Consider the following 26,529-nt stretch of genomic DNA (forward strand, 5'->3'; position numbering starts at 1 on the left):
GATCATTACACGGATGTTGTGGCGGGCGTGAGCCTCATTTGAGATCGCGGAGCCGGTAGGTCTGTTCGCGCAGATATGCTCCGAGGGTTTCGACGTCGGCCCGGTAGGGCTGCTGGTCGGCCAGCGTGATCGGTTGTCCGACGCTGATGTGCATGGTCTTTCCTGTCTTGCGGAACACTTCGGCCGGCAGCCTGAGCGAGCGCGCGGGCCAGCATATGTGGCCGAGTATGTTGAACCACCACGAGTTGGATCCGTGAAAGTATATGGGGATCACGGGCACTTTGGCCTTGTAGATGATCTGGAGGATGGATTTCTGCCAGGGACGGTCTACGAGGTGTCCGTGCCAGTCGGTCTTGCTCATTGCTCCGGCGGGGAAAAATCCCAGCGGCTCGCCGTCGGAGAGCTGTCGCATGGCCTGACGGATGCCGTTGACGCTCACGGCGCGTTTGGCCGGGTCTTTCTGCGCCCATGCGTCGACGGCGATGAAGTTGGGGCGCATGGCCGATATCTTTTCGAGTATCATGTTGACCATCACCTTGTATTTTGGGCGGCGCGACGATATGAGATATATGAGCATGATGCCGTCGAGGGCGCCGAACGGGTGGTTGCTGACGGTGATGAACGGTCCGTCGGGAAGATTGTCGAGCACCTCCTGGCCGTCGATGCGGAGTTTTATGCGGAAGCCGTCGAAAAGCATGCGCCGCACGAATTCCGGTCCGGGGGTGTCGCAGAAGCGGCGGTGTATGTCGTTGACCTTGTCGACCGATAGGAAGCGGAGCAGGAAGTTGACCAGATTCTCGTGTCCGTCGAGTTTCGGCACCATGCGGCGTATGTCGTCGTAGTTGAGCACGTCGGGGCGCACTTCATATTCCTCTACGGCCTTGTTTTCAGTGTTGTTGTCCATTGGATATATAATTGGTGTAGCGGATGGTGAAGCGGTCGAATGCCGGCCATTTCATCAGCGCGTATTCAAATATGAGGTATGCGGCGATGGAGCATGCTATGCCTCCGGCCACATCGAGTATGTAGTGGTGTGAGGTGTAGACGGCTGTCCACCAGATGCCGAGCGTCACCACTGCGAGCGTCAGCCGCCACGCAAGAGAAATGCCACGTCCGCGGAGGGCATAGAGGAGTGCGGTGAGCGTGTAGGCCGAGTGGAGCGAGGGCATGGCGGCGAACACGTTGCTGTTGCGCGCGTAGAGGGCGTCGAATATGCCGAGGCCGGTCATGGCGTCGAACGCTTCGAGCCCGGCAGCCGATCCGGGCGTGCCCGGCACGGCCTCGAATCCGTGCAGCGCCACGTACCATGGCGGTGCGGCCGGATGTATGTAGTAGAAGGTGAAGCCTACGAGGTTGGTGAGCAGAAACACCATGGCGAAGTGCAGGTAGAGGTTTCTGCGGCCTGAGAAGTAGAGCCACAGGCCGAATATCACGGGGAGCGGCACCCAGCATAGATAGAACACTCCGGCCATGAAGTCGGCGGCCTTGAAGGTGTGGAGCGCCCACCATTCGTTGGGTGTCAGTCCGCCGATGCCGAAGAGCGCGCGCTCGGTTTCATAGAGACCGCGCACGTCCACCGGATTGACCTCGTAGTTGGGCAGGAGGTTCATCCAGTCGTAGGAGATGCCGAAGAGGAAAAACGGTATGAGCGCCACGGTAAGGCGTCGTGTGGCCGGGGCGGCGAAGAACAGTGCCGCAATGACTACGGCCATTACCGTGTGCTCGGGGCGGAAGCCCACGCCGAGCGCCGTGACCGTCAGCCACAGACAGAGGGCTGCGACGCACGCGGCCGATTCGGCCACGGAAGGAAGCCGTCGGGATATCGCTGTCATTGTCAGTTGCGGCCGAGAAGTTTGCGACTATGGTTGATGCGCGCTATGGCGGTCAGGTTGGCGAACACTGCAATGACACACATCGCCGCCACCAGTATGATGTCGGGGTTGAAGCCTTCGGCACCGGGCTGATAGCCCGAAATCTGGCCGGTGATGCCGGTGGCGAGTGTGGCCACGCTGGTCACCACCACGCGTTCGGGACGCTGCATGAAGCCGATCTTGCACTCCAGTCCGAGCCCTTCGGCGCGTGCTCTGACGTAGCTCACCATGATGCTGCCTGTAAGAGCCACGAAGGCTATGACAGCTCCGGCGAAGCTTCCGGTCTGTATGAGGTAATAGGCTACTCCGCCGAGTGTGGCGAGCTCGCAGTAGCGGTCGAGCACGGAGTCGTACATTGCTCCGAATGTCGATGCCATGCCGCCGAGGCGTGCCACCTGTCCGTCGAGCATGTCGAAGAGCGAGAATCCGATTATCAGCGCTCCGGCCCATGTGACGAGCGACCAGTCGACGATGCCGGTGTGTGCGGCTCCGTATCCTGCCATGACTATGACCACGGCGGCGGCAAGATTGCCGAGAAATCCGATGGTGGTGACGATGTTGGGGGTCACGCCCATCCTGATCAGGAATCTGACGAAGGGGTTGATCACCCGGTAGATGCCCAGCTGGAGAGAGTCGCGGGTCTTTTTTGATGTAGTTTTGATATCCATCTTTAGGTTGTTCCGGTATGAAATATTGATCAGTTGTTCTTATGCTTGAATGTGAACGCGTCCACAATCCTTATGGCCCAGGGATCGAATGCCGAGGGGCGGTAGACGAAGTAGCGCTGCAGTGCGAAGTTCCAGAACCACGATACGAGCAGCGACACCGCCAGGGTCGAGGCGGCGAAGATGCCGTCGGGGGTGAATCCGATGTCGTTCAGGAACTGCCAGCGCGAAAGCGCCTCGCAGGTGAAGGTGGTGCCATACATGTTGAGGAGCAGACTTCCGGTCCAGACGAGGGCGTATTTCACGATGACCGCCTTGACGCTCTGGCCGGCGGCGTGGAAAGTGAAACGGTAGTTGATGGTGCAGTTGACGATGCCTCCCACCAGCGCGCCGCATGCCACCGAAATGTTGCTCCTGTAGAATGGGTCGACTGACTGGAGCACGAATGCGAACATCACCATTCGCACAATCATGTCGGACCACGATGCGGCCTGCGACGACACCACGGAGCGGAGGAAGGTGAAGATGAGCGAATCGCTGCGCAGCACCTTGTCGGCCACCTTGCGCGAGGCGTCCTTGATGCGGGAGTTGTCGTTGGCGGGATTCATAATATATGTCGGTTTATGGCGAGTATGATCAGCAGCGAGTAGATGCCGGCGAGTATGTCGTCGGCCATCATGCCCCATCCTCCCGGGAGTTTTTCGGTGGCTCTAATGCCGAGAGGCTTGTAGATGTCGAATAGTCTGAACAGCAGCAGCGAGAGCGGTATCTCCCACCACGGACACAGCGGACTGACCGGGAGCATGGCCACCCACTGGCCCACGGTTTCGTCGACGCACGCCACTACCGGGTCCTTGCCCCAGTAGCGTTCGGCCACTCCGCTGGCCCACGTGCCGAGCACCGTCAGGATTATTATGGCGCCGAGGGTGACGTAGAATGTCACGTCGGGCGATGTCCACAGCCACAGCGGCAGCCATAGCACCACGCCCGCTATCGCGCCCCATGTGCCGGGAGCTACGGGCAGGAATCCGGCGCCGAGCGATGTGGCTATAAGGCGCGGGAAGAGCGGAAACCGGCTTGTCGACCCTTCGGGCCGTAGATCTTTGGGGTGGCGTTTCATCTTTCGGGTCGTTTTGATTCGGTGTGCTGGCGTATTGCGGCCATGATGGCCTTGGCTATATGTGTGGCGGCGTCGGCGCGGCAGGGCGCGAACGATGGCCAGTCGTTGAAGTCGATGATGCGTATCGTGCCGTCGGGCGCCACTACGCAGTCGCCGCCGTAGATCATCACGTCGAGCGTCTCGGCGGCCTTGCCGCAGATGGCGCGTAGCGAGGCGATGTCGAATTCGGTGCCGCGCGCGGAGCCGTTGACCCGTTCGTAGCCGTATTTCGAATGGTCGTTGACAAAGGGGTAGAACCAGTAGAAGAAGCCGGTGCCCGCGATGCCGTAGAATTTTATCAGGTCGCCTTCGAGGTGGCGCGATATGACGGCGCGCTTGATGCCGCGCAGGAAATATTCCTGGAGCACCTCCTGGGCCTCTTCGGGGTGGCGCACGTAGCTGACGTCCTCCTTGTGCATCGTGTAGTAGTCGCCGCGCTTTATCCAGCATTTGTTCATGCCGGCGTCGTTCAGCCGCTGCCGCACGGCCTCGTCGGTGCCTACGGTGATGCTTTCGGGGAAAGGTATGCCTGATCCGACGAGGATGCGTGTCATGCGTTCGCGCGTGCAGTTCTCTATGCCGTAGCCTGAGTTGATCACGAGCCGTCCGTCATCCTCCATCCGCTGTAGTGTCTTTATGGATGCCTGTTCGCGGCACATGTTGATGACAACCGGCTCGCTGACTGCTCCGGCGCAAAGCTGCTCCTCGGAGTAGACGCTTACCTCGCAGCCGCGTTTGCGCAGCTGTTCGGACACGATGTTGAGTATGGCCGTGTCGTTGCCGATATGATTGGGGGAGTAGACCCCGGCGCGCTTCACAGCCGCTATCTTAATCTCTGCCATGTTGATGGTGATCGTTGTCTGATTCAATGATTTGCCTTGCGGCGTCGATGTCGGCCGCGTGGTCCACGTCGACCACCTTGCCCATAGGCCATGCGCGAAGCCTGAGACCCTTGTCGAGCAGCGCGCGCTGGAAGTGGCGCATGCGTGTGATGCCGGCTGCGCGGCACTGTGTCAGGCACTCCAGGGCTGTCGGTGGCAGGCAGTAGACTCCGGCCGACACGTAGCGTGAGTCGTCGCGGCGTCGGTCGGTGAAAGCTGTGATATATCCGTCGGCGTCGGTGCTTACCCAGAGCGGTTTCTCGTCGTCGGCATACTCGCTGACCCCCATGTAGCCGTCGGCGTCGGTGCGTGCGGCGAATGCCTCGGCGAGGCGGATCATCTCTGACTGTTCGAAGACGGTGTCGACGGTTGTCACTATGAAGTCGCCCTTGAAGCGGCCGGTCACTTCGGCGAAGCTCAGCATGGAGTCGGCGGTGGCCTTTACCGTCAGGTCGAGGGGCGCGTCGATGCCGAGCGAGGCGCAGGCCTCCCTGACGCTGCCGGCTATCTCAGGCTCGCGCACTATCACGCCGAGGCGTGTCATCGCCGCCTCTCCGCCGGGCATCGACATGATGCGTATGAGCCGGCGTATGAGCGGTTCGCCGGCGGGAGCCACCAGCGGCTTCGGCAGGCTGATACCCTCGGATGACAGACGTTCGCCTTTTCCTGCGGCGATGATACCGTAGTTCATTGTGATGGATCGGGGTGGTGATTATTTGTCGTCGGTGCGGGTGAGATCGAGCACCACGTTGTCTTTTTTGTTTTTCTCCACATATTGTTTGCGGAGCGGATTGGCATGTGCCTCGTCGTATGACGCGCGGCAGCGGTAGGTGTCGATGGCGCGGTAGATGGCCTCGCGCATCGATTCGGGCGATGCTGTGCCGCGTCCGGCTATGTCGTAGGCAGTGCCGTGGTCGGGCGATGTGCGCACGTAGGGGAGTCCGGCCGTCAGGTTCACTCCGCGGTTCATGGCTATGGTCTTGAACGGCGCGAGTCCCTGGTCGTGGTACATGGCGAGCACGCCGTCGAAGCGGCTGAAAAGCCCGTTGCCGAAGAATCCGTCGGCGGCATACGGGCCGAACGCCTCGATGCGCTCCTTGCGCACGGCCTCGATGGCCGGGATGATGGCAGTCTGCTCCTCGCTTCCGAGCAGTCCCTGATCGCCCGCATGTGGATTGAGGGCGAGCACGGCTATGCGGGGGCGCACCACTCCGAAGTCGCGCCGCAACGAAGCGTCGAGCGCCTTGATCTTCTCTGTCACGGCCTCGGCGGTGACGGTCTGCGCCACGCGGGCTATGGGCGTGTGGGTGGTCAGCAGCGCCACGCGCAGCACGGGCGCCTCGGAGCACATTACCATCAGCGCCTTCTCGCCCGGTTCTCCGAGCGACGACTCGAGATACTCCGTGTGGCCGGGGAAATGGAATGTGTCGCTCTGCATCTCATGCTTGTTGATCGGAGCGGTGACGAGCACGTCGATCTGTCCCGACTTGAGGTCGGCCACAGCGCGTTCGAGCGCCGCCATGGCGGCCTCGCCGGCCGTGCGTGTGGGCTGTCCCGGCTCCACCTTGGTGTCCTCGCCTACGACGTTGATGATATTGTAGTGTCCGTCGCGAGCTTCCGATGCCTGCTGCACCTGGTTGAGCGGCAGCGTCGGGAGTTCGAGTGCCTTGCGGTAGAATGCGGCGATCTTGGCCGATCCATAGACCACCGGAGTGCACAGCTCGAGGATCGCTTCATCTTCCAAAGCTTTCATTATCACTTCATAGCCTATGCCGTTGATGTCGCCGTGGGTTATTCCTATCTTGAGTTTGTTGTTGTCAGCCATTTGAGTCTGTGATGGTATTGTGTGGCGTTGCGGACATTATTGTCCTAAATTAGCCGCTAAATTACTAATTTTTCCTTAAACGGCCAACCCACGCCCTCTGCTCCTCTTTTTATCTCCTGTTTCATTTCCTTTTGTGGTTTTCAGAGATTGTCTAAATTTATATAATACGGATTTTGAGAAGGATTGTCAGATGGATTTTTGTTTGTGATGAGGGAGTGTAGCCGTAGCTACATGACCGTGGAGCAAACAAAAAGACGCTGGAAAGACTCTCAAAAGCAAAGTGATATGAATTTTAGACAATCTCTTAAAATCGACTTGAAAACATTCTCCAAATCTTAACATCAGTCAAAAGTAAACACACTCTTATGAAAAAATCCTTATATTTGCACACGGCGTTGAAAAAAAACAGATAGCCGGCAATGAATAGTGATCCGAAACATAATGATGCGCTCGGCCTGAGTATGCTTCCTTTCGTCATGAGGGAACTTGCGGCTACGGTGATGAAAAGAAAATCGTTGCCGCTGGAGGATGCGTTGTTCTATATATATTCTTCGCGGATATATCGGTCGTTGCTCGACGAGAATACCAAGCTGTGGTATCAGAGCACGTCATCATTGTATGATGATCTTGAAAAAGAGAAAGCGGGGGAGAAGGAGCGTAATGACTCTCCGGGTGTATTGCTGTTTCTTATGTTTTGTGTGGAGAATTACCGGGAGGCCAAAAAGATGAGCGCCGAGGAGCTGTTGGTGTGCTTTGTCCGTCATGGCGTTTTCGAATTTCTCAGAGAAAATTATGAAATGCTCCATACACAGGATACCTGCTATATATTGGATTCGATAACGGCTTATATCAGAAAGAGGAGATGAAACTGTATCATGGCTCGACGGTGGCCGTAAGACGCCCCAATATCCACAAAGGACGGAAAGCAACCGATTTCGGCAAGGGATTCTACACCACCACGAGCTTCGAGCAGGCCCGGAAGTGGGCTGTGCTTAAAATGAACCGCGAGCAGAGCTCCCGGGCGGTGGTGTCGGTCTATGAGGTGCCCGACGATATTCTTGCAAGCGATCTGGCGGTCATGAGGTTTGCCGGAGCAACTAAAGAGTGGCTTGATTTTGTTGTAAGCAACCGGCGCGGGGAGGAATCGGCACGTTATGATCTTGTCATGGGGCCGGTGGCTAACGATCAGTTATATGCCACTATAAGGCTTTATGAGCAAGGAGTGATAACCTCCGAGGCTGCGATAGAGATGCTCCGCACCCACAAGCTGTTTGATCAGCTGTCGTTTCACACGGCCGAGGCCGTCGGATTGCTGAAATTCTCGGAGGCGACAGCGGTCGGAGGCGAATGATATCCGGCGGGCGCAGGATAAGGCCGCGGATGGGATTAAACTATGGCGGAGGGGGAGTTGTTGTTTCTTTAAGGATGCGGTGCGCTAAGAGTATGTTTGAATTTAACACGAAGAAATATATTATGGACTTCTTTCTATCCCCTCAAAGGTCTTTTCGGGCGATTTCCGCCAAGTTTCATCGGTCACGATGCCCGCATCGCTCCCTCCTCAACTCACGCAAATCTCTCCGAAAATCCTCTTTGAGTGAACAGAAGTGAAATTCAAACATACTCTGAGATTTTTTTGTTAAAATATAGTCAAGGTCAGCGGATTTTACCCTACCTTTGTGCGGCCAAAGTTCCGATATATAGAAAAAACAACAACAATAACCATCAAGATGGAAAACAAAGAATTTGACCGTATCAGCTATGCTCTGGGTCTGAGCATGGGCAATAATTTTCGCAGCAGCGGCATCGAGAAAATCGACTTCAAGGATTTTGCCGACGGCGTTGCCGCCGTATATTCGGGCGCTACCCCCCGCATGAGCTATGATGAGGCCAAGGAGGAGATACGCCGCTATTTCACGGCCATGGAGGAGCGTCAGCAGGCCGAGGCCGCCGAGAAGGGCAAGATCAACCGACAGGCCGGCGAGGCTTTTCTGGCCGAGAACGCAAAGCGTCAGGAGGTGAAGGTCACCCCGTCGGGTCTGCAGTATGAGGTGATCGAGGAGGGCGACGGCCCGACCCCTACGGCGCAGGATTCGGTGACGGTGCACTACACCGGCAAGCTTATCGACGGCACTGTGTTCGACAGCTCGGTGGAGCGTGGCGCTCCGGCCACCTTCGGCGTCAGCCAGGTGATACCGGGCTGGGTCGAGGCTCTGCAGATGATGAAGACCGGCTCGAAGTGGCGCCTGTTTATCCCCTCGCAGCTCGCCTACGGTCCGAACGGCGCCGGTCCGGTGATCGGTCCCGACTCCACTCTGATATTTGACGTGGAACTCATCAAGATCGAGGGCAAATGAATGCCCTGCGGCGCTATTTGACGGCTGTTCTGGTTGGGTTGGCCACCGTAGCGGCGACGTCGGCCCAGGAGCGTGTCGATACGGTGGCGGAGGCCTTCGCGGCGATGTGGAGCCACTATCTGACTCCGCTCACCTCGCCCGGAATGGCTTCCGACAGCGAGAGGCTCCGCAATTATACCGACGGATTCCGCAAGGGTCTGCGCGACAGCATCAACGAGACCTACGTGCAGGGCTACTACGAAGGTGTGCAGCTTGCGGCACGCCTGCGCACTCTGCACGGGCTTGGACTCGACGTGGACGCGCGCAATCTCACCACGGCGCTGGCACGCATCTTTGCCGGCGGCAAGCCGATGATGGCGCCGCTCGACGCCGAGGCCTACATCACCTCGCTGATCGATGTGGAGGTGCGTCCGCAGGGGCCGTCGGCCGAAGAGCAGCAGGCTTTTCTCGACGAGGTGGCCTCGCGCATCGGAGTGGAGCGCACTCCTTCAGGCCTGCTCTTCGAGATAGTGCAGCCCGGCACCGGCGAGAGTCCCGGACACTATGACACGGCGCTGGTGAGCTATACAGGCACATTCACCGACGGCCGCGAATTTGACTCCACCGGAGCCGACACGCCGATAGAGCTGCCGCTCGACGGAGTGGTCGACGGCATGGCCGAGGGACTCAAGAAGATGCGCAAGGGTGGCACCTACCGCCTCTTCATACCTCCGGCACTCGCCTACGGATCGGAAGGCGTCGGCGACGTGATACCGCCCGGAGCGGTGATCATCTTCGAGGTGACACTCGTGGATGTCATCCACAGGAAATGAACTGTCAACAAATCAACGAGTGACCCGCAGCAGGGCACGGATTACTGACGAGTTTTACAATATCAATTAATTTTAAGAGTTACTTAAACACAACCCCTTTTTATGAAAAAGATTATTATCGCTTGCGGCGTGGCCGCAATGATGATCGGCGCTACAGGCTGCGAAAAGTCATCGAGCGCCGCTCCCGAAACATTCAGCGATTCGCTGGCTTACTATATGGGCCGTTCGCAGGGCCTGATGGTGGCCGATCACTTCAAGAACTCCATGTCGGCCGACCAGAAGAAGAAGTTTGACAGCGACGCATTCCTGCGCGGCTTCAAGCAGATGATCATGACCGACACCGCCGACGCCGACTATCTGCAGGGCATATACATGGGCATGAACATGGCGCAGCACATCAACTATCTGGCCATGGACTCGATCAATATCGACCGTGCGACAGTCTACGCCGAGTTTGCAAAGGCTTTCAGGACCGATACCATCAACTCCACGGCCATGCAGATGGAGGTGGGACAGTTCCAGATGCTCATGAACCGCGCGCAGGACATGCTCCGCGAGCGTCAGATGGCAGCCGAGGCCGCCAAGCGTGAGGCCGCCGCCGGCACAGCCAAGGAGAACGAGGCCAAGGGCGCAGCCTACATTCAGGAACAGATAGCCGCCGACGCTTCGATCAAGACCACTGAGTCGGGTCTGGCCTACAAGGTGGTGAAGCAGGGCGAAGGCCCGATGCCTAAGGACAACAGCACGGTGAAGGTGCACTACACCGGCAAGCTTATCGACGGCACGGTGTTCGACAGCTCTGTTGACCGCGGCGAGCCCGCCGACTTCCCCGTCACCCAGGTGATCCCCGGTTTTGCCGAAGGCCTGAAGATGATGAACAAGGGCTCGAAATATGTGCTCTACATCCCCGCTTCGCTCGGCTACGGCAACAATGAGGCCGGCAGCATTCCGGCCGGATCGACTCTCGTGTTCGAGGTAGAGATGATCGAGGTCAACTGATCTCTCCGTCGTGGCGGCATGGTCTGCCGCTGACATGATATATCGCAGGCCCTGTGTCAAGGAGGAATGAATCCTGGCACAGGGCCTGCCGTATGTCGTCCCCGCCGGTTCAGGCACGGGGGATCAGCGTGCGCATCCATGCGGCCGCGTCGGTGAGGATCAGCAGTGCGGCTATGGCGGCCGTCAGAGCCGCGAACAGTGCCGCCGACCACCATATCACGCTCCGCGGTAGCCTGTCGAGCGTCTGCCTGACTTCATCGCAGTGGTCGGTCCAGTCGGTTTTTCTGTTGTCGTCGTGTCGTTGATCCATCAGTTGCCGAGTTCGAGCTGGTTTTTGATAAGGTTGTAGTAGAGTCCGCGCCGCGCGGTGAGGCTGCTGTGGGTGCCCTGTTCGGCGATGCGCCCGTGGTCGAGCACGACGATATTGTCGGCATTGCGCACGGTGCTGAGTCGGTGGGCCACGATCACCACCGTCTTGCCCCGGCAGAACTCTCCGAGATTGGCCATGATGTCGCGCTCGTTGTTGGCGTCGAGGGCGTTGGTGGCTTCGTCTAAAAATATGTAGCGGGGATTTTTGTAGACGGTGCGGGCTATGAGTATGCGCTGCTTCTGTCCCTGACTGACACCGCACCCCTCCATGCCTATCCGGGTGTCGAATCCGAGCGGCAGCGAGTCGACAAACGAGTCGATACAGGCCGTGGCGGCGGCATCACGCAGCCGTCCGGGATCGGGACGGTCGTCGCCCACGGCGATGTTGCCGGCTATTGTGTCGGAGAAGATAAATCCCTCCTGCATCACCGCTCCGGTGGCATCTCTCCATCCGTGGGGATTTATGTCGGCCAGATCGTGGCCTCCGACGGTGATGCGGCCGCAGCATGGCCGATAGAAGCCGAGGAGCAGTTTCAGCAGGGTGGTCTTGCCGCTTCCGCTCGCCCCGACGATGGCGGTGGTCTTGCCTGCGGGAACGGTCAGGCTGACGTCGTGGAGCACACGCGAGCGCTCCGTGCCGTCGTAGGCGAATCCCACCCCTTCGAGCCTGATGTCGGCCTCCGGGCTGGGCACGTCGCTCTTGGAGTCGATGTCGCGCTCTTCGTCGGGGCGGCAGTGGATCTCGTTGAGGCGTTCGAGGCTTATCTTTGCGTCCTGCCACTGGCGTATGAAGCCTATGAAGGAGTTGACCGGGCCGTTGAGGGCGCCGACGATATATGTCAGCGACACCATCATGCCGAGCGTCATGGTGCCGTCGACCACTCCGCGGGCGGCTATGTAGGAGATCACTATGCCGGTGGCCTGGTTGAAAAATACCGAGCCGACCTGCTGCACCTGCCCCAGCGCCTGACCTTTGAGGCTTATGCCGAAGAGTTTCACCTGTATGCGTTCCCACTGCCAGCGTTTCTGCCGCTCGCAGTTATTGAGCTTGATCTCCTGCATGGCCGTGACCATCTGCACGAGTGAGCTTTGTTCGGCCGCAGCCTGTTCGAACCGGCGTATGTCGAGGTCGCGTCGGCGCTTCATGAATGCCGTGACCCATAGTATATAGCAGCTGTTGCCGGCAAGGAATATGGTCAGCACCAGAGGGCTGTAGATGGCGAGCACTACGGCGAACACCAGGAAGTTGACCATGGAGAAGAGCGTGGAGAGCGACGATCCCATCAGAAACTGCTCAATGCGGCCGTGGTCGCCGATGCGCTGCAGTATGTCTCCGACGTTGCGTGTGTCGAAAAAGTCGAGCGGGAGCTTCATCAGCTTGCACAGAAAGTCGGATATGAGCGAGATGTTGATGCGCGCCGTCACATGGAGCATGATCCAGCTTCTGGCAAAGTCCACGGCGGTCTGCGAGGCTGTCAGCACGAGTTGCGCTATCAGTATCAGCACTATGAACCGTATGTTGCGGCCATGTATGCCTATGTCGACAAGCGACTGTGTCAGAAACGGAAATATCAGCTGCAGCACACTCGCGAGCAGCATTCCCGCCGCGAGCAGGAATATCTCGCGCCTGTAGGGTTTGAGATAGCGGAGGAAGAAGCCGAGCGAGCGCCGGCCGGCATCGGCCGGATCGTTGCGGCTCTCCATGTCGGGTTCCGGGGCGAGGGCGAGCACTGCTCCGCGGCGATCGGCTCCTTCGCCAGTCGATCCCCAGCATCGCAGCATTTCCTGCTCGCAGTAGACGAGTTTTTTTGTAGCCGGGTCGGAGATGTGGAAACGTCGCCCACGACGGCCCTGCGTCACCCGGTGGCACACCACGAAATGCCGCTGGTTCCAGTGGAGTATGCAAGGCATCGGCACTTCTTCGGCGAGTGTGTCGATGTCGATCTTCACGGCTTTGGTGCGGAAGCCTATGGCCGCGGCGGCCTCGCTGATGCCGAGCATCGACACGCCGTTGCGTGTGATGTGGCACAGCTGCCGGAGCGTGGCGAGCGAATATTCCTTGCCGTAGTATCGGGCTATCATCCGCAGGCATGTGGGGCCGCAGTCCATTGCGTCGAGCTGTCGGTAGTGTGGAAAGGAGCGCATGATGTCAGATGATCGATTGGATTGATGCGGCAAATCTCGCAAGACACTCCTTGCCCGAATACTGTATGTGACCGGTGGCGCATCTGCCGCCCGGATGCTGCATGATGTCATCGAGCCGGTCGAAAAAGCTCTCCTCGTCGCGGGTCTTCAGCTCCTCAGGCAGCAGTGGGTATTCAAATCCCGATGTGGGATTGAACATCAGCGGCACGCAGCCGAATGCAGCCGATTCGACCAGGCACGACGAGAACATCGAAACGGCAATGTCGGTCATGCGGTAGGTGTTGGCTGTCAGCGGAGCGGTGTCTATCGTTATGTTGCGGTGTGTGGCGGCGGTCGCGGATGTGCGGGCGGTGTCGTCGTATTCGGGATGAGGCCTGACGATTATACGCCGGGATGGATAGCGTTGTGCCGTGGCTTCGACAAGCTTCAGGAAGCGGGCGTGATACTCCTCCGACGATACGAACACCGGTGCCTGCATGAAAAAGGTGATGGCGTCGTGGCTTCCTTGGCTGTCAACTGGCTCCAGTCGGCCTATGGCGTGAAATCCTGTCAGCGGGGAGGCTTCGCCCAGCAGGAAGCTGAACGCCTCACCCCATGTCAGGAAGTGGGAGTAGGGGAGCTGGCGGAATCCGGCATGGATAAATCCTGGCCATCCGAGCTGACAGCAGATCGCCGGAATGCCGAGTCTGCGGCAGTAGATCGCTGCAAGCTGATACTGCGTCTGGCATCCGTCGCAGCATATCATCGCCTTGGGGCGCATCCACTGTATGTAGCATAGAAGCGTGTGGGTGAATGCTGCCAGTTCACGGCTTATTCCCGCCAGTCCGGAAGTTGTGACGGCCTGCGATATCATCGGGGTGAAGTATAGCGGCCTGATCTGTTCGCAGGCCACTTCGTCGGGCAGATCCTCTGTACGGGTCAGCAACACCACAGGCTGCTCACGCTCCTTGAAAAACCTCATGACTGGGAGCAGATGGCGGATGTGGCGCGGATTGTCGGCATACACCAGTATATGGTCATGAAACGCTTCGAGCGTCCCGCGCCACGGATGGCCGGCAAGATCGCTCTCTATCATGGCGCGGTGGCCGTCGGGTGGCGCAGGGATGTTCAGGGTGATCCGGTCGAGATAGTCCTTGCCTCCGTGGTGCATGTAGCCCTCGCGAAGTTGCAGGTGGGAATACCAGAGGTAATTGAAAACTGCTCTGGCGACATCGCGATGTCCCCAGAGCAATTTTTCAGACTGTGCGTCGAGCTGTCGGTCAAGCCACGCTGTCAGTTCGTCGTGAAAACGCACTATACGGTCGTCAGACGAGGTCATTTCCGTTTCTTGGGCATGATGTTTATCTTATACTGTGCGTGGAAAAGGAAGAATCTCGGAAGCGTGTTGACATATCTGACGGTGCGTCCCTGTGCGTTGACTGCATATTGCACCGAGTTGAGCTGACGGAGCAGGTCGAAGCCGTCGAGCATGAGGGTCCACCGGCCGCGGTCGAAAGTGTAGGCCAGGCGGGCGTTCCACACCCAGTCGGAGTTGTTCATCACCGGAGTGTCGTAGCCGTTTCGGGTGAAGAGCGTCATGTCGGTCGACAGCGAGAAGTTCTTGGTGAATTTCACTGTGGCTACCACGCCGTAGTTGGCGTCGAATGCGTCGATGTTGCTGAAGTCGGGTCGTTCGGAGCTTGTGTGGCGCAGCTGCAGGTTGGCTTTGCCGGTGAGGTTGAGCCATTCGGCGGCACCCCATGTGAGGCGTAGCCGCTGGCTTCCCACGAGGTTTCTGACGGTGAACGGCGCCGGAGCCTGGTCGTCGGTGCCTATCACGTCGGTGGCATGGCCGTATTTCACCTCGCTTGTGGCCGCCAGTGTCAGCTTGCGGGCCTTGTCGAGCGGCAGCATGAAGCTGTTCATCGCTCCGGTTTCCCAGTTGCCCGAGGTGTTGTAGGAGCGTATGGTGCGCACTCCCGTGCGGGTGTCGTAGCTGTAGCCCCTGACGAGTGCGTTGGTGAGCAGGCGGTAGTAGATCCGGGCAGCCTCCATTATGCGGCCATTCTGCGGAGTCAGCTCATAGCGCAGATTCCACTGGAGATCATGCTGGTTTTTGAGCGAGGGCGCTCCGAGCAGTATGGTCAGCGGGTCGGAGGTGTTGGGGATGTCGACGAGATAGCGCATGTCGGGCATCTGTGCCTGAGACTCAAATTTCAGTATGAGCATGTTGCGGTAATCTTTGCCGCCCCACCGGTTGGAATATGCGCCGAAGCCGTATTTCACCTCGGTCCAGCTGTCGGTGAACTGCATGGAGTGGCGTGTCTTCCTTATGGCCTGTCCGGCCTGGGTATAGTCGAGATGCTGGGTGTTGAATCCGAGTGTCGGGCCGAGCATTATCCGCCAGAAATGTCCGTCGCCTCTGAATACCTGTGACGACCGGAATCCTACGGTGTGTGTCAGAGTCTTGTCGAGCTGATAGTAGCTGTTGGCCTGATCGAGCGACATCGGAGCGTCGAAAGTCATGTCGGCGGCCGGATCCTCCGGATTGAACAGCCGCGAGTCGTTGCGGCGGTGGGTGTAGGTGAATGTGTATTCAGGCTGGATATTGCCGTTGTCGGAGAAATTGTAGCAGTAGCTGAATATCGGTTTTATATAATATTCGTGGGCGGGGTGGTTGCGGAATATCTGCATGGTGCGTTCGGCTGCCGGTGAGCTGCCGAAGTTGATCCTTTGGTCATTGTAGCGGTCGGGAGTCTGGCCGGTATAGCCTCCTTTGACCCAGATATACATGTTGTCGGGGTTCTGGGAGAACTTGTAGGTGATTGAAGCATCGCCGTTCACCGACCACAGATTGTTTCTCATCGAGTCGGTCTGTATCGACCGGTTGATGATAGCTGAAAGGGTGGCTTCGCTGCCGGTGGCGTAGATGTCGGCGAGCCATTGGCGCGTGACCGATTCCTGCCTGTCGGCGAATGTGCCAGAAACTACGCTCTGGCGGTAGTCGCTACGGTTGATACGGCCGCTGACTTTGGCGCTGAAGAATATCCTGCGGGTCTGTTTGTGGGTTGAATGAAATGTATTGAAGTTGAGATTGCGGTTGCGCAGATTGTTGAACGTATAGTTGTAGGTGTTTCCGCTGGGCAGGAAATTCGTGCGGTCGGTAAACGTTTCATCGTCCTGCGAGGTGTGGTTGAGCGAGAAATTGCCGTTGAATTTCCATGGATTCGATCCGCTTTGTGTCACCTCATACTGTCCGCCTATGGTTTTCTCCCTGCGCAGTCCCGACTCCATGTCCTCCGGGGTCCAGTTGCTGCTTTGCCCGGGACGCCGGCGGTCATTGAGGTTGTTGATATTGCCGAAGAGCACGTATTGCGTCCGTGTGTCGGATCTCGACAGGAAGAAGCGCCCCAGATAGCGGTCGGCCGAGCCGTAGCCGGCCTCCACATTGGCCAGGTAGTTGCCCATAAACTCCTTTTTCATGCGCACGTCCATCACGTAGCGCGTCTCGCCGTTGTCTTTATCCTGTCCCAGAAATAAGCTGCGGTCGCTCAGCTTGTCGTAGACGGCGATATCTTTCACGGTATATGCCCCGAGGTTGTCGAGAAGCAGGCGGTTGTTGTTGTCCATAAACTGGCGCCCGTTGAGCAGCAGGCTCTCCACGTACTTGCCGTTGACGAATATCCGTCCGTCATCTTTCAGCTCCACTCCCGGCAGCTGCTGTATCAGCGCGTCGAGCATCGAGCCTTCGGCGAGCATGAAAGCGTCGGCATTGTACACCAGCGTGTCGCCGCGATTGTAGAACTTCACCTTAGTGGCCGTCACCGTCACTTCGTCGAGCTTTTTAGCCTCGCGGCGCAGCGTTATGTCGGGAAGCCCGCGCTCTGTTTCGCGTGAGCCGAGTTTGCCTATTGTTACCGACTGGAATCCCGGCTCAAATCCCTTGTAGTTGACCTCGATAGTGTAGCGCGCCGGAGTGCGTGGCACTTTCAGCTCGAAGTCGGGATTCTGTTTCCACTGGCCGTTGACTTTTGTCGAAGTCCGGCCGGTCTTCGTAGAGTCGATGGCCACGCCCAGAGAGTCAAGAAGATACACCTTGGCATTGACTATTCCGGCTCCGAACGTCGCCTCGTAGACGTTGCCCTTCAGCGATAGCTTCGGCTCGTCGGCTCTCGCGCTCACCGCCGCCAGCATAGACACAATTACAAATACAATTTTTCGCATATTATTTAATATGGTTATTTCTTAAATATAGTCTTCAATATTCGTTTACGTAAGGGGTGCGATCCATCGGGCGACGGTAGTAGGCTCGATGCGGTGGGCGAGGGCGCGGGGGAGTCGGTCGAAAAACTCATCGGGCGTGGTGGAGATAAATCCGATGCTTTCGGCTTCGAGGTCGGGGGTATAGCGCCATCGGGGCGTGGGGTTGAACACGAGCGGGCAGCATCCGTGAGCCAGACACTCCATGATGGTCGACGAATAGTGCGATACGGCCACCCGTGTGGCAGCGTAGACTTCGTGCAGTGGCCGGTCGGTGACGTCCACGACGTTGGGAAGCGAGTCGAGGCGATGCCTGATGTGGTAGTCGATCTGCGACTCAGGGTGGAGCCGGTACTGTATCGTCATGTCGGGATATCGGAGGGCTGTGGCTACAATCAGGTCATACATCTGCCCGACCATTCTGTGGGAGCTGACGAAGTAGGGCTTCTGCAGGAAGAATGTCACGCTGTGGTGGCTTCCTTCGGCTTCGATCGGATAGGGGTATCCGCCCGTCAGGCACTCCATCTGCGGATTATATTTGTGCCATAAGCGGTTGAACTCATCTCCCCATGTAATCATGCGCGTGTAGGGCATGTCGACAAATCCGGCATGCATGAATGCCGGCCATCCGTGTTGATAGCATACCGACGTTCCTCCGCGCGCATTGAACGCGGCCGCCCAGATCTTCGATTGGGTGTGGCATCCGCATACGCAATAAAATTCCTCCGGCTGCAGAAGATGATCCAAAAGCAGCAGAGTGGAAGCATGAGAGAAAAAACGTGGCACATACCGTTCCAGAAATTTGTTGCGATAAAGGCGACAACCCGAATCGACGAATTTCAATACTGTGATGCCCGACGGCAGATCGAGCGCGTCATGTCTGATCTCGCTCTCGGTCACAAGCGTGGCTCCATCCTTTTCTCTGCGCAGAAATGGCAGCAGATACTCGGCCATACGGCTGGAATTGGCATAGTACACTTTGCTCCCTTTCAGCGGCTGCAGCATCGCTTCCCATTGACGTGCGCAATCGTTTAACTCCGGTTCGGAAGTTATGGCATCGTCCGATAGATCTATCTCTGACGGCATCTTCAGATCGACGAGTCGATCAATGGCTTCGGATGAGGATATTCCGCTTTTACGCATGCCGCAGTAGGTATCTCTGAGAGGCAGATGCATGTAGTAGATGTAGTTGCCAAGTCCCGACGACAGGTCGTATGGCCCCAGATGCGTATGGCGTCCGATTGATTGAATCCAGCTGCGGGTTTTAGCTTTGAGCGTTTCGAAAAACTCCGTGAAATAGCGTTCGTCATCCATAGAGTCAGCGCTTCTTGGGCTGGATATTGAGGCGGTATTGCACGTGGAGCATGGCGTAGCGGGGAAGCACGTTGGTGTATGTTTCGGTGCGTCCCTGAGCGTTGACGTTGTAGCTGACGTTGCTGAGCTGATGGAGCAGGTCGAAACCGTCGAGCATTATCACCCATTTGCCTCCCGGGATGGCATAGCTGATCCGTGCGTTCCATACTACGTCGGTGGTGTTGAGCGACGGATCGGAATATCCCCGGCGTGTGTAGGCGGTGAGGTCGGTGGATAATGTGATGGATTTGGGCAGGTTGACGAGTCCGGTGAGCCCGTACTGCAGTGTTGTGGCCGAAAAATTATTGAATCCGTCGCGGTTGCCGCGCGTGTCGCGCCAGTCGACGCGTCCGTTGAGGGTGATGTAGTTGCGCCCTTTCATGTATGTCAGTTTCAGGCCTTGACCGAGAGTGAGATTCTTCACCCAGGTGCGCTCTACTGCGGCTTCACCGTATCCCACCATGTCGGCCGACTTGCCGTAGGTGGCGTCGGTGTTGGCTCCTACTGAAAACTGGTCGGTCGGTCCGAAATTCTTGTTGAATCCGTGTGATGCCGTTCCCTGCCAGTTGCCTGAGGTATTATACATGCTGTAGGTGCGCACACCTGTAGCCGGGTCGTAGGTGTAGCCGCTGACAAGGGCGTTGTCGATCCACCGGAAGTTCAGATCGACGTTTTCTGACCAGCGGTGACGCCCCCAGACCATTTTCATCCATTGGAAATTCAAGCCGTTGGTAGCAGCGTTCTTGAGCGAGGGTGCGCCACGGAATATGTTCATCGGGTCGCGGCTGTCGGTGATATCCACGAGGCGGTTGAGCGGCACGTAGTCGATGTGGCGGTTATAGAGGAGCTTGAAAGTATTCGTTCCGGCCATGTATGTAGCTCCGGCCTGTCCGATCTCTATCTCCGCGTCGCGTCGCGAGATGGCGCTGTTCGTTGCTCCCTGTCGGTAGTCGAGGTGACGCCAGTCGACTTTGATGGCTCCGGAGGCTGTCAGCCTCATCTGCTTCGATTCAGTGAGCTTCTTGTTGTGCATCCAGAATAATATGGCCTGGGTCGTGTTGGAGTACTCGTGACTGACGTTTGACTGGTCGGGATCAAGCGCAGCTTCGTAGTCGGCGGGCAGATTCCCGAACATGCCGGCGTCGGAGAGGCGGTCAAGCCGATAGAGCGCTGAGTTGCGGCGCGAGTGCATGTAGGTCCAGCAAGGCTTTACCTCCAGTGATCCTTCGGGGGAATAGAGATAATTGTAAGTGATGCCGGCATTTAATTCATGCTCGCGGTCGGGACGGTTGCGGATATACTGGTTGTCGACGGTTGAGGATCCTGTTTCGGCAAAGTTGATGTCGTAGAGTCTGAAGTCGTCATATCTCTTTTCCTTATAGTTGCCATAGGCAAAGAATCCTAAAAGATCAGGCGAATAGGGCATCTTCATGTTCCCCGAGATATTGCCTCCTGCGTCGAGCGTATGGCCGCGGTGGAGGTTTTCGTTGAGCACAGTGTTGATCACATGGTCGCCAAACGATCCGGTCTGGCCCGAGTAGACATATTCGAGTATCTTGCGGGTCGACTCCTCGAACTCCCGGTTGAATGCCGCCGAGAATGAGCCTCCCCGCTGGTCGTCCTTGCGGTAATTCAGGCTTTGGCCGATATGGAGAGATTTTCCCTCCGGCTTAAGGCTGAATCCGTTGGAAGTGCTGATCTTCAGGTCGTGGCCGAGTTGCCGGCTCATGATCCGCTCGTAGGTGTCGCCTCCGGAGAGGAAGTTAGTTCGGTCGGTTGTGGAGGTGTTGAGCGCGCGCGTGTGTTCTATGGTAGTATTGCCGCTGGTCTCCCATTTGCCGTCCTCCGCGCTGACCATATAGTCGAGGCCTCCGGTCTTTGTGCGGAAGTCGCCCGGATTGCGTGTCATAGTCCAGGAGCTGGTCTTGCCTGGCTGACGGCTGTCGTTGACATTGTTGACGGCTCCGATGAGCGTCAGGCGCGACCGGTTGGTGAACCACATGCCGAACATACGCCCCATATAGCGCGACGATGTGCCTCCGCCGGCCTCCAGATTGAGTATATAGCCTTTGGCGTATTCTTTCTTGAGCCTGACGTCCATCACATACTGCTTGTCGTTTTCGAGCTGACGGTTTGCCAGTCGGCTTGTCTCGCCATATTTGTCGTAGACGGCGATGTCTTTCACGGTATATGCTCCGAGGTTGTTGAGCATAAGTGTGTTGTCGCCCTTGAAGAAGTCCTTGCCGTTGAGCATGAGGCTCTCCACATATTTGCCGTTGACATAGATCTGACCGCCCTCGCGGATCTCTACACCCGGCAGCTGCTCCACGAGGGCGTCGAGCATAGATCCGTGAGCCAGGCTGAAAGCGTCGGCGTTGTACACCAGTGTGTCGCCCTTATGGTAGAATTTCACTTTCGAGGCGGTTACGGTCACCTCGTCGAGCTTGCGGCTTCGGGCTTTGTAGAGCGTCACGTCGGGGAGCTTGCGTTCGTTCTCGCGGGAGCCGATGTGCTCTATCACCAGCGGCACCTCCTCCGTTTCATACTCCGGATACGACACCAGAATGATATACCGTCCCTTGGCGCGCGGCACCTTCACGTCCACAGGATAAACACCGGTAGACCAGTGCTGTCCCACATATCGTTGCGAAGCGTCAAACACAGCCGGAACGGGCTTGCCGTCGGCTCCGGGTATCATGATGGTGTCGCCCGTGGCGGCATCAGTCACCGTCATGGTCAGTCCTTTGTCGAGATACGTGTTGCCGAATCCTTCCTTGACATGCATCAGTATGGTGAGCATCTGTTGCTGGGCTGAGGCCGCAAAGATCGTGGCGCAGCATGCAATGACTATTGCAGCGAGTCTTTTAGTCGTCATGGCTGTGGTTGATGGTTTGAAATGGATAATAAATGGTTGGTGAATTTAAGGGTTGGAATATAGGTGGAGCAGACTCGGATCGCAACGTAGATCGGTTGATAGCCGCCGTAACACACGCACATTGTCGCCGGAGTCCGGCGCTTTTCTCATGGAGATTATGCTGCACAGATATCCGGCACTAAATTAACCAAAGAACATCTAATCTGCAATAGCGCGCCCATAAAATCGATCAACGTCGGGAAATTTTAATGCTCCGAAGATTCCTTCCCGCTTCCGGCATGCTGTTTCAGACAGTTGTAGTGAAGCCATAGATAATCCTCGATGCCCGACTTCATGATCGGACAGTCGTTCTCCGGGCGTCCCTGCTGAAGTCGCTGTATGCGGTCATAAGGACATCCGCCGTTGCACACCGGGAAGAGCAGACACTCCCGGCACTCTTCGTTTTCGAGCGGATCGGCTTCAGTCAGATAATCCATCAGAAGATTTTGGTCGCTGATGCCATCTTTCAGGTTTCCGTACACTTTCTCGGGGTTGCCGACGTCATTCCAGCATTTGTAGAGCTCGCCTTCGGGGCCGATGACACATGAAGCGCTGTTTCTGACGGCGCATTCCGAGCGCGGATTCATCGGGAAGAAGGGCTTGGTGTCGTAGCCGTGAAGTCTGACCATATCCACGTAGAACTGATGACGCTTCATCTTGTCGAAGATACAGTCATAGCCGGTACCGGTGGTATCGGAGGTGAATCCGGGCGAGAGGAACACATTGCGGAGTCCCAGATCTGCCAGATACGTTTTCAGAGCCGGATAGTCGGTATGGTTGTTTTCATCGACGTTGATTCTGACCGTGACCCGTGTCTTGGGCGCATGCTCCGACAATAGTTTCAGCGACTCGATTATCCTGTCGAAAGTCGGTCCGCCGTTTTTCAGACAGCGACGTGAGTCGTGCCGCTCGCGCATGCCGTCGATGGTGATCTGCACCGAATTGATTTTCAGTGCCTCAAAGCTTTTTGCCATTTCTTCGGTGATGAGATAGCCGTTGGTGATCATTCCTGCCGAATAACTGATGCCCATGTCGAGGAATCTGCGGGTCAGGCTCTTTATGCGCTCGAATCCGAGCAGCGGCTCGCCGCCGAACCATGTGACGCTCAGGTGCGTCATGCCGTTGTGCCGGCCGACGAAGTCCACTATGGCCTGTTCCGTATTGTCGGTCATGAACACCTGCGGCTTATCTTTCTCGAAGCAGTAAGGGCATGCGAAATTACATGCAAGTGTAGGATTGATCGTCACCGACAGACGTGTTTTGTCAAACCGTCCGTTCATCACGTGGAATTTCACCTTCCGGATCTCATACTCGTCGTCCACGTCGATCGCTTTGATCTGGCGCAGCATATCAAGCAAGTCCTTGTCGGCATTCGGATCGACCTCGTTGCGCTCAATCATGTTTCGCAGAGCGTCGGACATTTCGTCCGACAGCTCTACGAAAGAATTTGACAGAGAGTTGTAGAGCAGATGCTTGCCCTCCCGGTCAAACAATACATTATACTTCGACAGCATATAAAGATCGAGGTAATTGTTTATTTGAATTTATCCGCGCAAAAATTGGGACAATCCGTGGTTTGCAAATTGCCTATACAGGGCTGGAAATAACTTGAGCAGAATAACCCTCCTTCGCAACCAATCGGATTGCCATGACAATCCAAATCCGGGCGGTAACTTCCAGGATTGCAGGTTCCATCATATTTTTTGTCGGAAGAGGTTCCTACACATACAATGTAATGAGTGCATAAGGTTCCGCCTAGAATCTCTGACATCCCGAACTCGGAGATTGTAATCTCCGGTTTGGGCAGTTCGATGAACTGGAATTTTTCAGTCTTCATGATTTGAAAGTTTTATATGTTGATAATTGGGTTGATTATTGAATCATCGTGATGGCTTTAGCCAAAGCCTCTGCTTTGAGCCAGTCGATGGATTCGTCGATGTCAACGTCGGTGCCCGGCGATGTTTCCACAATCTCGATGCGTCCCGACAGCAGCGAGCTTGATCGTTCGATGGCTCCGACCGACGACGCATAGAAAGCGCCGGTTTCGATGAGCGTGCCGCTGAATGCCTGACGCATCGGCTTGGCGTCGAGCCGGTAGCTTGCGGGTGTTCCGTCGTGATTCCAGACGAAGCGTTTTGTCCGCAGGCAGGCTATGTAGGAGTCGGCCTTTGCGGCGTCGATGGATTGTCGCAGCCGCCGGAAGTCGTCGGGCGATGTGAAGGGCGATGTGGCCTGTGCGAGCACGAGCATATCGTCTGGAGCGGGTCGGATAGCGTCGATAAACTCTCTGACCACTTCAATTACCGGCGCGGTGTCGGTGGCCGACTCCGCGCTGCGTCGGTAGACCCTCACGTGTGGCTTCGCCTCTGCGAGATATCGCTCTGCGCGGTCGTCGTCGGTGGCCACCCATATTTCGGCGGCGGTGTGCGAAGCCGTGATCGCGTCCACGACCCATGCCACGAGAGGCTTTCCTCCAAGAATCTTCATGTTCTTGTGGGGCACACCCTTGCTTCCTTTGCGTATGGGTATGAGGTAAATCAGTCGCGGCATATCGGCTGTCAGTTTTTTGAGGCGATCGTGAAGAGGAAATCTGTCAGGTGTCAGAGATCGATGTGTCCTGTCAGCGTGTATCCGTCGCCACGCAGTTTGATCACAACGGTCTGGCTTGAGGATGAAGCGAGCGCGTCTATAAATGTCTCTTTATTGTCGAATACCTGTAGGCAGGCCAGCCCGTCGGCGTCCCATATTTCGAAGGTGTCGGCGTTGTTGACCTTGTCCGAGGCACTCGTCATCGTGTGCGCTTTCGTGTCGATGATGCATACAACGGGTCGTGGAGCAGTGCGATGCCCTTTGTCTTTGGTATCAGGAATAGGATCTGTTGTCTCTGGAGCCGACTCCGGAAAAAGAGTTACTGGCGTTTCGGCTGCAACGGAAAACATTAATGATCCGAGGAGGCATATAACCCCAAATAAGATGCGTTGCGTCATGCTTCTGTATTGTTTTATTATTACAGATGCGAATGTATCAGATTTTCAAGGATAGTCAGCAGATATAGACTTTAGTTTTTATTTAGTTTTTGTTTGGTGAAATTTTAGTTGGGGTTAAACATTAGAATATCAGAATTGTAGCGTGGGTGTTCTCGGGGCGATACTTATATGGCCAATGGCTGTTGGTAAGTATTCAAAGATTTTGAATAAGTGTGTCAACTAATGAAGGGTTGAGTTTTCCACACATTATTTTTTTTCCGATGGATGTGCGTCGGAATGTGATTGTAGATGCGTGGCGTCCGAACAGTTTACATTGATCTGATGGTCTGACTCCTGCTTTTATGAGAAAAATGGTGTGTAGTTCCTCTATGTTAATCCTTCCACTTGAAAGAGTGCGGATTTTTTTATCAAAATCGGGTGATACTTTTTTGATCAACTCATGAAGCTCGTCCCAAATCGGATCGTTGTCATTTAATGTCTTGTTCTGAGATATGGCATTCTTCAGTTTGGCATAGACCTCGGAACAAAGAATGCTTTCTGGAATTGAATACCGTTTTTTCGATAGTTGGTCTAGCGACCGGATATATTCATTCAATTCGTTTCGGTATTCTGTAATTTCTTGGTCATCGTTAATATTATCTTCCGATTGTGATGTATCGCCAGCGTGATGTGTGTTTGATGATTTTATTGAGCATGCTTTATTCAATAGATTAAGCCGATAGTTGACGTCAAGAAGATCTGTCTTCGATTTTTGATAGCGGTAACGAAGATACATAATCATACCAAACGCGCCCATCAATGCAGAGATGGTAACAGCCAGTATGATCGACAGTGTACGTTTTTTATTCTCAGCTTGCTGGCGCATTCTTTCGTGGAGCGAATAGTCATACATAGAGGCCTGAATAATTGCAGACTGTTGTTCGTGGGCATTGTAGTGGCTCTCCGTTATTTCAAGATACTTGTCAAAATAATAGTCAATGGAGTCTGGATCAAGATATTGCCTGACTTCTGGTTGCACAAGTATATAGTATGCGATACGTAGATTGTTCTCTGAGCCGGTTTGCAGCATTTCTTTAGCATATTGTGCAGCATCCTCGCCCCTGTGTAGCTTTAGGCATGATTTAGCAAGATATGCGAGTATGTAATTCACCTCATTGACTTCGGCCTGATCATGCAGTTTACTCAATATTTCGTAAGATTTCTGATAATTGTGACTCTCATATTGTAGAGTTCCAAGTTCCGACAGGGCTTCTATTGTATCCTTCGTGCTTGTATTCCGAGCAACGTTGAGTGCTTTAATATAGTGCTTTTCAGCCTCCCCGAAATTTCCTGTGCGCACCATTATGTTGCCAATGAGTGTTCTGTCGTATATTGAGCATATTGAGTCCCCGGTGTTCAGACTGCATTTCAACGCTGTTTCTGCAAACGGAAGCGCTTTTGAGTACATTCGCAGGTTCAACATTAACCGTGCTGTCTGACTGGCTATACTGGCTCGCAGAATGTTATTGTCTTCCGGGTTGTCGGAAATGCGGTCGAGTGCGTCGTGGAAGTATCGGAGTGCGGTGGGGTAGTCTCCGAGGTCGGAGTAGACGCGTCCGGCGTAGTAGAGCGCCTCCGCCATCTTCGGGGAGCGTCCGAAGTGGTTGATGACGTCGAGTATCAGGCTGTCGGAGGTGTGGACGATGTAGGCCTTGTCACGGGCTTTGACAGTGAGGAAATTATAGTAGTGCCGGTCATAGTCGCCGAGTGTCGCCGGGTCGATGGCAGCGAGCGAGTCGATGGCAGCTTGCGGCTCGGTGTCGACGCTCAGCGTCAGGCGTTGCAGCCGCGGGTCGGATGGATGCTGGCGGGTGCATCCGCAGGCAATGATCGCAATGGTGGTGATTATGAGTAGTAATGTGCGGTTCATGGCATTGATCCTCATGCCGCAAAGATAATCATTTATCCTCAATGCGC

24 protein-coding genes are annotated in these 26,529 nt (G+C 56.0%); 5 read left to right on the forward strand and 19 right to left on the reverse strand.

What is annotated here, in order from left to right; translation table 11 throughout:
* Positions 1-34: 34 nt before the first annotated feature.
* Genes NF347_RS12330 through pdxA form a run of 8 tightly spaced genes read right to left on the reverse strand, consistent with a single transcriptional unit; the run spans position 35 to position 6,401 of the window.
* Complete coding sequence (locus NF347_RS12330) at positions 35-904, reverse strand: lysophospholipid acyltransferase family protein (protein WP_107681387.1); 870 nt, start codon at positions 902-904, stop codon at positions 35-37.
* Positions 888-1,832 carry a phosphatase PAP2 family protein gene (locus NF347_RS12335; RefSeq protein WP_107681388.1) on the reverse strand — a complete coding sequence of 315 codons (945 nt, stop codon included), beginning with the start codon at positions 1,830-1,832 and terminating at the stop codon, positions 888-890. The genes NF347_RS12330 and NF347_RS12335 overlap by 17 nt, the downstream gene beginning before the upstream one ends.
* Before the next feature lie 2 nt (positions 1,833-1,834).
* Positions 1,835-2,539, reverse strand: a complete 705-nt coding sequence (locus NF347_RS12340) for a CDP-alcohol phosphatidyltransferase family protein (protein WP_107035420.1) — start codon at positions 2,537-2,539, stop codon at positions 1,835-1,837.
* A 29-nt stretch (positions 2,540-2,568) separates the two neighbouring features.
* Positions 2,569-3,144: a GtrA domain-containing protein gene (locus tag NF347_RS12345; RefSeq protein ID WP_161553766.1), complete on the reverse strand. Its 576-nt coding sequence runs from the start codon at positions 3,142-3,144 to the stop codon at positions 2,569-2,571.
* Positions 3,141-3,656, reverse strand: coding sequence for a phosphatidylglycerophosphatase A family protein (locus tag NF347_RS12350; RefSeq protein WP_107035422.1), 516 nt, complete (start codon positions 3,654-3,656; stop codon positions 3,141-3,143). The genes NF347_RS12345 and NF347_RS12350 overlap by 4 nt, the downstream gene beginning before the upstream one ends.
* Positions 3,653-4,537, reverse strand: coding sequence for an ATP-grasp domain-containing protein (locus NF347_RS12355; protein WP_107035423.1), 885 nt, complete (start codon positions 4,535-4,537; stop codon positions 3,653-3,655). The genes NF347_RS12350 and NF347_RS12355 overlap by 4 nt, the downstream gene beginning before the upstream one ends.
* Positions 4,524-5,267 (reverse strand): sugar phosphate nucleotidyltransferase, encoded by a 744-nt coding sequence (locus tag NF347_RS12360; RefSeq protein ID WP_107681389.1) that lies wholly within the window; start codon positions 5,265-5,267, stop codon positions 4,524-4,526. The genes NF347_RS12355 and NF347_RS12360 overlap by 14 nt, the downstream gene beginning before the upstream one ends.
* A 21-nt stretch (positions 5,268-5,288) precedes the next feature.
* A complete protein-coding gene (pdxA, locus tag NF347_RS12365; RefSeq protein WP_107035425.1) occupies positions 5,289-6,401 on the reverse strand; it encodes a 4-hydroxythreonine-4-phosphate dehydrogenase PdxA in 1,113 nt (370 codons plus the stop codon).
* Positions 6,402-6,820: 419 nt separating this feature from the next.
* On the opposite strand from pdxA, the gene NF347_RS12370 reads away from it, so the two are divergent.
* From NF347_RS12370 to NF347_RS12390, 5 genes are all read left to right on the forward strand, one after another.
* Positions 6,821-7,267, forward strand: coding sequence for a DUF3791 domain-containing protein (locus NF347_RS12370; RefSeq protein ID WP_107035426.1), 447 nt, complete (start codon positions 6,821-6,823; stop codon positions 7,265-7,267).
* On the forward strand, positions 7,264-7,752 hold the full coding sequence (locus NF347_RS12375) for a DUF3990 domain-containing protein (RefSeq protein ID WP_107035427.1): 489 nt from the start codon (positions 7,264-7,266) through the stop codon (positions 7,750-7,752). The genes NF347_RS12370 and NF347_RS12375 overlap by 4 nt, the downstream gene beginning before the upstream one ends.
* A 376-nt stretch (positions 7,753-8,128) precedes the next feature.
* Positions 8,129-8,755, forward strand: coding sequence for an FKBP-type peptidyl-prolyl cis-trans isomerase (locus NF347_RS12380; protein ID WP_107035437.1), 627 nt, complete (start codon positions 8,129-8,131; stop codon positions 8,753-8,755).
* Positions 8,756-8,772: 17 nt separating this feature from the next.
* Positions 8,773-9,567 carry an FKBP-type peptidyl-prolyl cis-trans isomerase gene (locus tag NF347_RS12385; protein ID WP_161553767.1) on the forward strand — a complete coding sequence of 265 codons (795 nt, stop codon included), beginning with the start codon at positions 8,773-8,775 and terminating at the stop codon, positions 9,565-9,567.
* A 102-nt stretch (positions 9,568-9,669) separates the two neighbouring features.
* Positions 9,670-10,566 (forward strand): FKBP-type peptidyl-prolyl cis-trans isomerase, encoded by an 897-nt coding sequence (locus NF347_RS12390; RefSeq protein WP_107035429.1) that lies wholly within the window; start codon positions 9,670-9,672, stop codon positions 10,564-10,566.
* 109 nt (positions 10,567-10,675) lie between these two features.
* On the opposite strand, the gene NF347_RS12395 is transcribed toward NF347_RS12390, so the two are convergent.
* The 11 genes from NF347_RS12395 to NF347_RS12445 all read right to left on the reverse strand — a co-directional run bounded on the left by NF347_RS12395 (position 10,676) and on the right by NF347_RS12445 (position 26,482).
* Positions 10,676-10,876 (reverse strand): hypothetical protein, encoded by a 201-nt coding sequence (locus NF347_RS12395; RefSeq protein WP_107035430.1) that lies wholly within the window; start codon positions 10,874-10,876, stop codon positions 10,676-10,678.
* Positions 10,876-13,080 (reverse strand): peptidase domain-containing ABC transporter, encoded by a 2,205-nt coding sequence (locus tag NF347_RS12400; RefSeq protein WP_107035431.1) that lies wholly within the window; start codon positions 13,078-13,080, stop codon positions 10,876-10,878. The genes NF347_RS12395 and NF347_RS12400 overlap by 1 nt, the downstream gene beginning before the upstream one ends.
* A gap of 4 nt (positions 13,081-13,084) precedes the next feature.
* Complete coding sequence (locus NF347_RS12405; protein ID WP_107681390.1) at positions 13,085-14,398, reverse strand: hypothetical protein; 1,314 nt, start codon at positions 14,396-14,398, stop codon at positions 13,085-13,087.
* Positions 14,395-17,283, reverse strand: coding sequence for a peptidase associated/transthyretin-like domain-containing protein (locus NF347_RS12410; protein ID WP_133165436.1), 2,889 nt, complete (start codon positions 17,281-17,283; stop codon positions 14,395-14,397). Before NF347_RS12410 ends, NF347_RS12405 begins: the two co-directional genes overlap by 4 nt.
* 45 nt (positions 17,284-17,328) lie before the next feature.
* On the reverse strand, positions 17,329-18,633 hold the full coding sequence (locus tag NF347_RS12415; protein WP_107681392.1) for a glycosyltransferase family protein: 1,305 nt from the start codon (positions 18,631-18,633) through the stop codon (positions 17,329-17,331).
* A 4-nt stretch (positions 18,634-18,637) separates the two neighbouring features.
* On the reverse strand, positions 18,638-21,547 hold the full coding sequence (locus tag NF347_RS12420) for a porin family protein (protein ID WP_133165437.1): 2,910 nt from the start codon (positions 21,545-21,547) through the stop codon (positions 18,638-18,640).
* A 245-nt stretch (positions 21,548-21,792) separates the two neighbouring features.
* Positions 21,793-23,100, reverse strand: coding sequence for a radical SAM/SPASM domain-containing protein (locus NF347_RS12425; protein WP_107037027.1), 1,308 nt, complete (start codon positions 23,098-23,100; stop codon positions 21,793-21,795).
* A gap of 20 nt (positions 23,101-23,120) precedes the next feature.
* Positions 23,121-23,423 carry a hypothetical protein gene (locus NF347_RS12430; RefSeq protein WP_133165438.1) on the reverse strand — a complete coding sequence of 101 codons (303 nt, stop codon included), beginning with the start codon at positions 23,421-23,423 and terminating at the stop codon, positions 23,121-23,123.
* A gap of 35 nt (positions 23,424-23,458) precedes the next feature.
* A complete protein-coding gene (locus NF347_RS12435) occupies positions 23,459-24,136 on the reverse strand; it encodes an acylneuraminate cytidylyltransferase family protein (RefSeq protein ID WP_107681394.1) in 678 nt (225 codons plus the stop codon).
* A 50-nt stretch (positions 24,137-24,186) separates the two neighbouring features.
* Positions 24,187-24,525, reverse strand: a complete 339-nt coding sequence (locus NF347_RS12440) for a hypothetical protein (protein ID WP_128702214.1) — start codon at positions 24,523-24,525, stop codon at positions 24,187-24,189.
* A gap of 241 nt (positions 24,526-24,766) precedes the next feature.
* On the reverse strand, positions 24,767-26,482 hold the full coding sequence (locus NF347_RS12445; RefSeq protein ID WP_306254276.1) for a tetratricopeptide repeat protein: 1,716 nt from the start codon (positions 26,480-26,482) through the stop codon (positions 24,767-24,769).
* Between the last annotated feature and the right edge of the window lie 47 nt (positions 26,483-26,529).

Source organism: Paramuribaculum intestinale (assembly GCF_030759015.1).
Lineage (GTDB): Bacteria > Bacteroidota > Bacteroidia > Bacteroidales > Muribaculaceae > Paramuribaculum > Paramuribaculum intestinale.

What these genes read in the sequence shown, in the direction of transcription:
- pdxA (WP_107035425.1), bottom strand. Translation starts at nt 6,401, where the DNA reads ATGGCTGACAACAACAAACTCAAGATAGGAATAACCCACGGCGACATC.
- NF347_RS12430 (WP_133165438.1), bottom strand. Translation starts at nt 23,423, where the DNA reads ATGAAGACTGAAAAATTCCAGTTCATCGAACTGCCCAAACCGGAGATT.
- NF347_RS12405 (WP_107681390.1), bottom strand. Translation starts at nt 14,398, where the DNA reads ATGACCTCGTCTGACGACCGTATAGTGCGTTTTCACGACGAACTGACA.
- NF347_RS12370 (WP_107035426.1), top strand. Translation starts at nt 6,821, where the DNA reads ATGAATAGTGATCCGAAACATAATGATGCGCTCGGCCTGAGTATGCTT.
- NF347_RS12415 (WP_107681392.1), bottom strand. Translation starts at nt 18,633, where the DNA reads ATGGATGACGAACGCTATTTCACGGAGTTTTTCGAAACGCTCAAAGCT.
- NF347_RS12375 (WP_107035427.1), top strand. Translation starts at nt 7,264, where the DNA reads ATGAAACTGTATCATGGCTCGACGGTGGCCGTAAGACGCCCCAATATC.
- NF347_RS12425 (WP_107037027.1), bottom strand. Translation starts at nt 23,100, where the DNA reads ATGCTGTCGAAGTATAATGTATTGTTTGACCGGGAGGGCAAGCATCTG.
- NF347_RS12335 (WP_107681388.1), bottom strand. Translation starts at nt 1,832, where the DNA reads ATGACAGCGATATCCCGACGGCTTCCTTCCGTGGCCGAATCGGCCGCG.
- NF347_RS12420 (WP_133165437.1), bottom strand. Translation starts at nt 21,547, where the DNA reads ATGACGACTAAAAGACTCGCTGCAATAGTCATTGCATGCTGCGCCACG.
- NF347_RS12355 (WP_107035423.1), bottom strand. Translation starts at nt 4,537, where the DNA reads ATGGCAGAGATTAAGATAGCGGCTGTGAAGCGCGCCGGGGTCTACTCC.
- NF347_RS12345 (WP_161553766.1), bottom strand. Translation starts at nt 3,144, where the DNA reads ATGAATCCCGCCAACGACAACTCCCGCATCAAGGACGCCTCGCGCAAG.
- NF347_RS12380 (WP_107035437.1), top strand. Translation starts at nt 8,129, where the DNA reads ATGGAAAACAAAGAATTTGACCGTATCAGCTATGCTCTGGGTCTGAGC.
- NF347_RS12410 (WP_133165436.1), bottom strand. Translation starts at nt 17,283, where the DNA reads ATGCGAAAAATTGTATTTGTAATTGTGTCTATGCTGGCGGCGGTGAGC.
- NF347_RS12435 (WP_107681394.1), bottom strand. Translation starts at nt 24,136, where the DNA reads ATGCCGCGACTGATTTACCTCATACCCATACGCAAAGGAAGCAAGGGT.
- NF347_RS12350 (WP_107035422.1), bottom strand. Translation starts at nt 3,656, where the DNA reads ATGAAACGCCACCCCAAAGATCTACGGCCCGAAGGGTCGACAAGCCGG.
- NF347_RS12340 (WP_107035420.1), bottom strand. Translation starts at nt 2,539, where the DNA reads ATGGATATCAAAACTACATCAAAAAAGACCCGCGACTCTCTCCAGCTG.
- NF347_RS12400 (WP_107035431.1), bottom strand. Translation starts at nt 13,080, where the DNA reads ATGCGCTCCTTTCCACACTACCGACAGCTCGACGCAATGGACTGCGGC.
- NF347_RS12360 (WP_107681389.1), bottom strand. Translation starts at nt 5,267, where the DNA reads ATGAACTACGGTATCATCGCCGCAGGAAAAGGCGAACGTCTGTCATCC.
- NF347_RS12395 (WP_107035430.1), bottom strand. Translation starts at nt 10,876, where the DNA reads ATGGATCAACGACACGACGACAACAGAAAAACCGACTGGACCGACCAC.
- NF347_RS12445 (WP_306254276.1), bottom strand. Translation starts at nt 26,482, where the DNA reads ATGAACCGCACATTACTACTCATAATCACCACCATTGCGATCATTGCC.
- NF347_RS12390 (WP_107035429.1), top strand. Translation starts at nt 9,670, where the DNA reads ATGAAAAAGATTATTATCGCTTGCGGCGTGGCCGCAATGATGATCGGC.
- NF347_RS12440 (WP_128702214.1), bottom strand. Translation starts at nt 24,525, where the DNA reads ATGTTTTCCGTTGCAGCCGAAACGCCAGTAACTCTTTTTCCGGAGTCG.
- NF347_RS12330 (WP_107681387.1), bottom strand. Translation starts at nt 904, where the DNA reads ATGGACAACAACACTGAAAACAAGGCCGTAGAGGAATATGAAGTGCGC.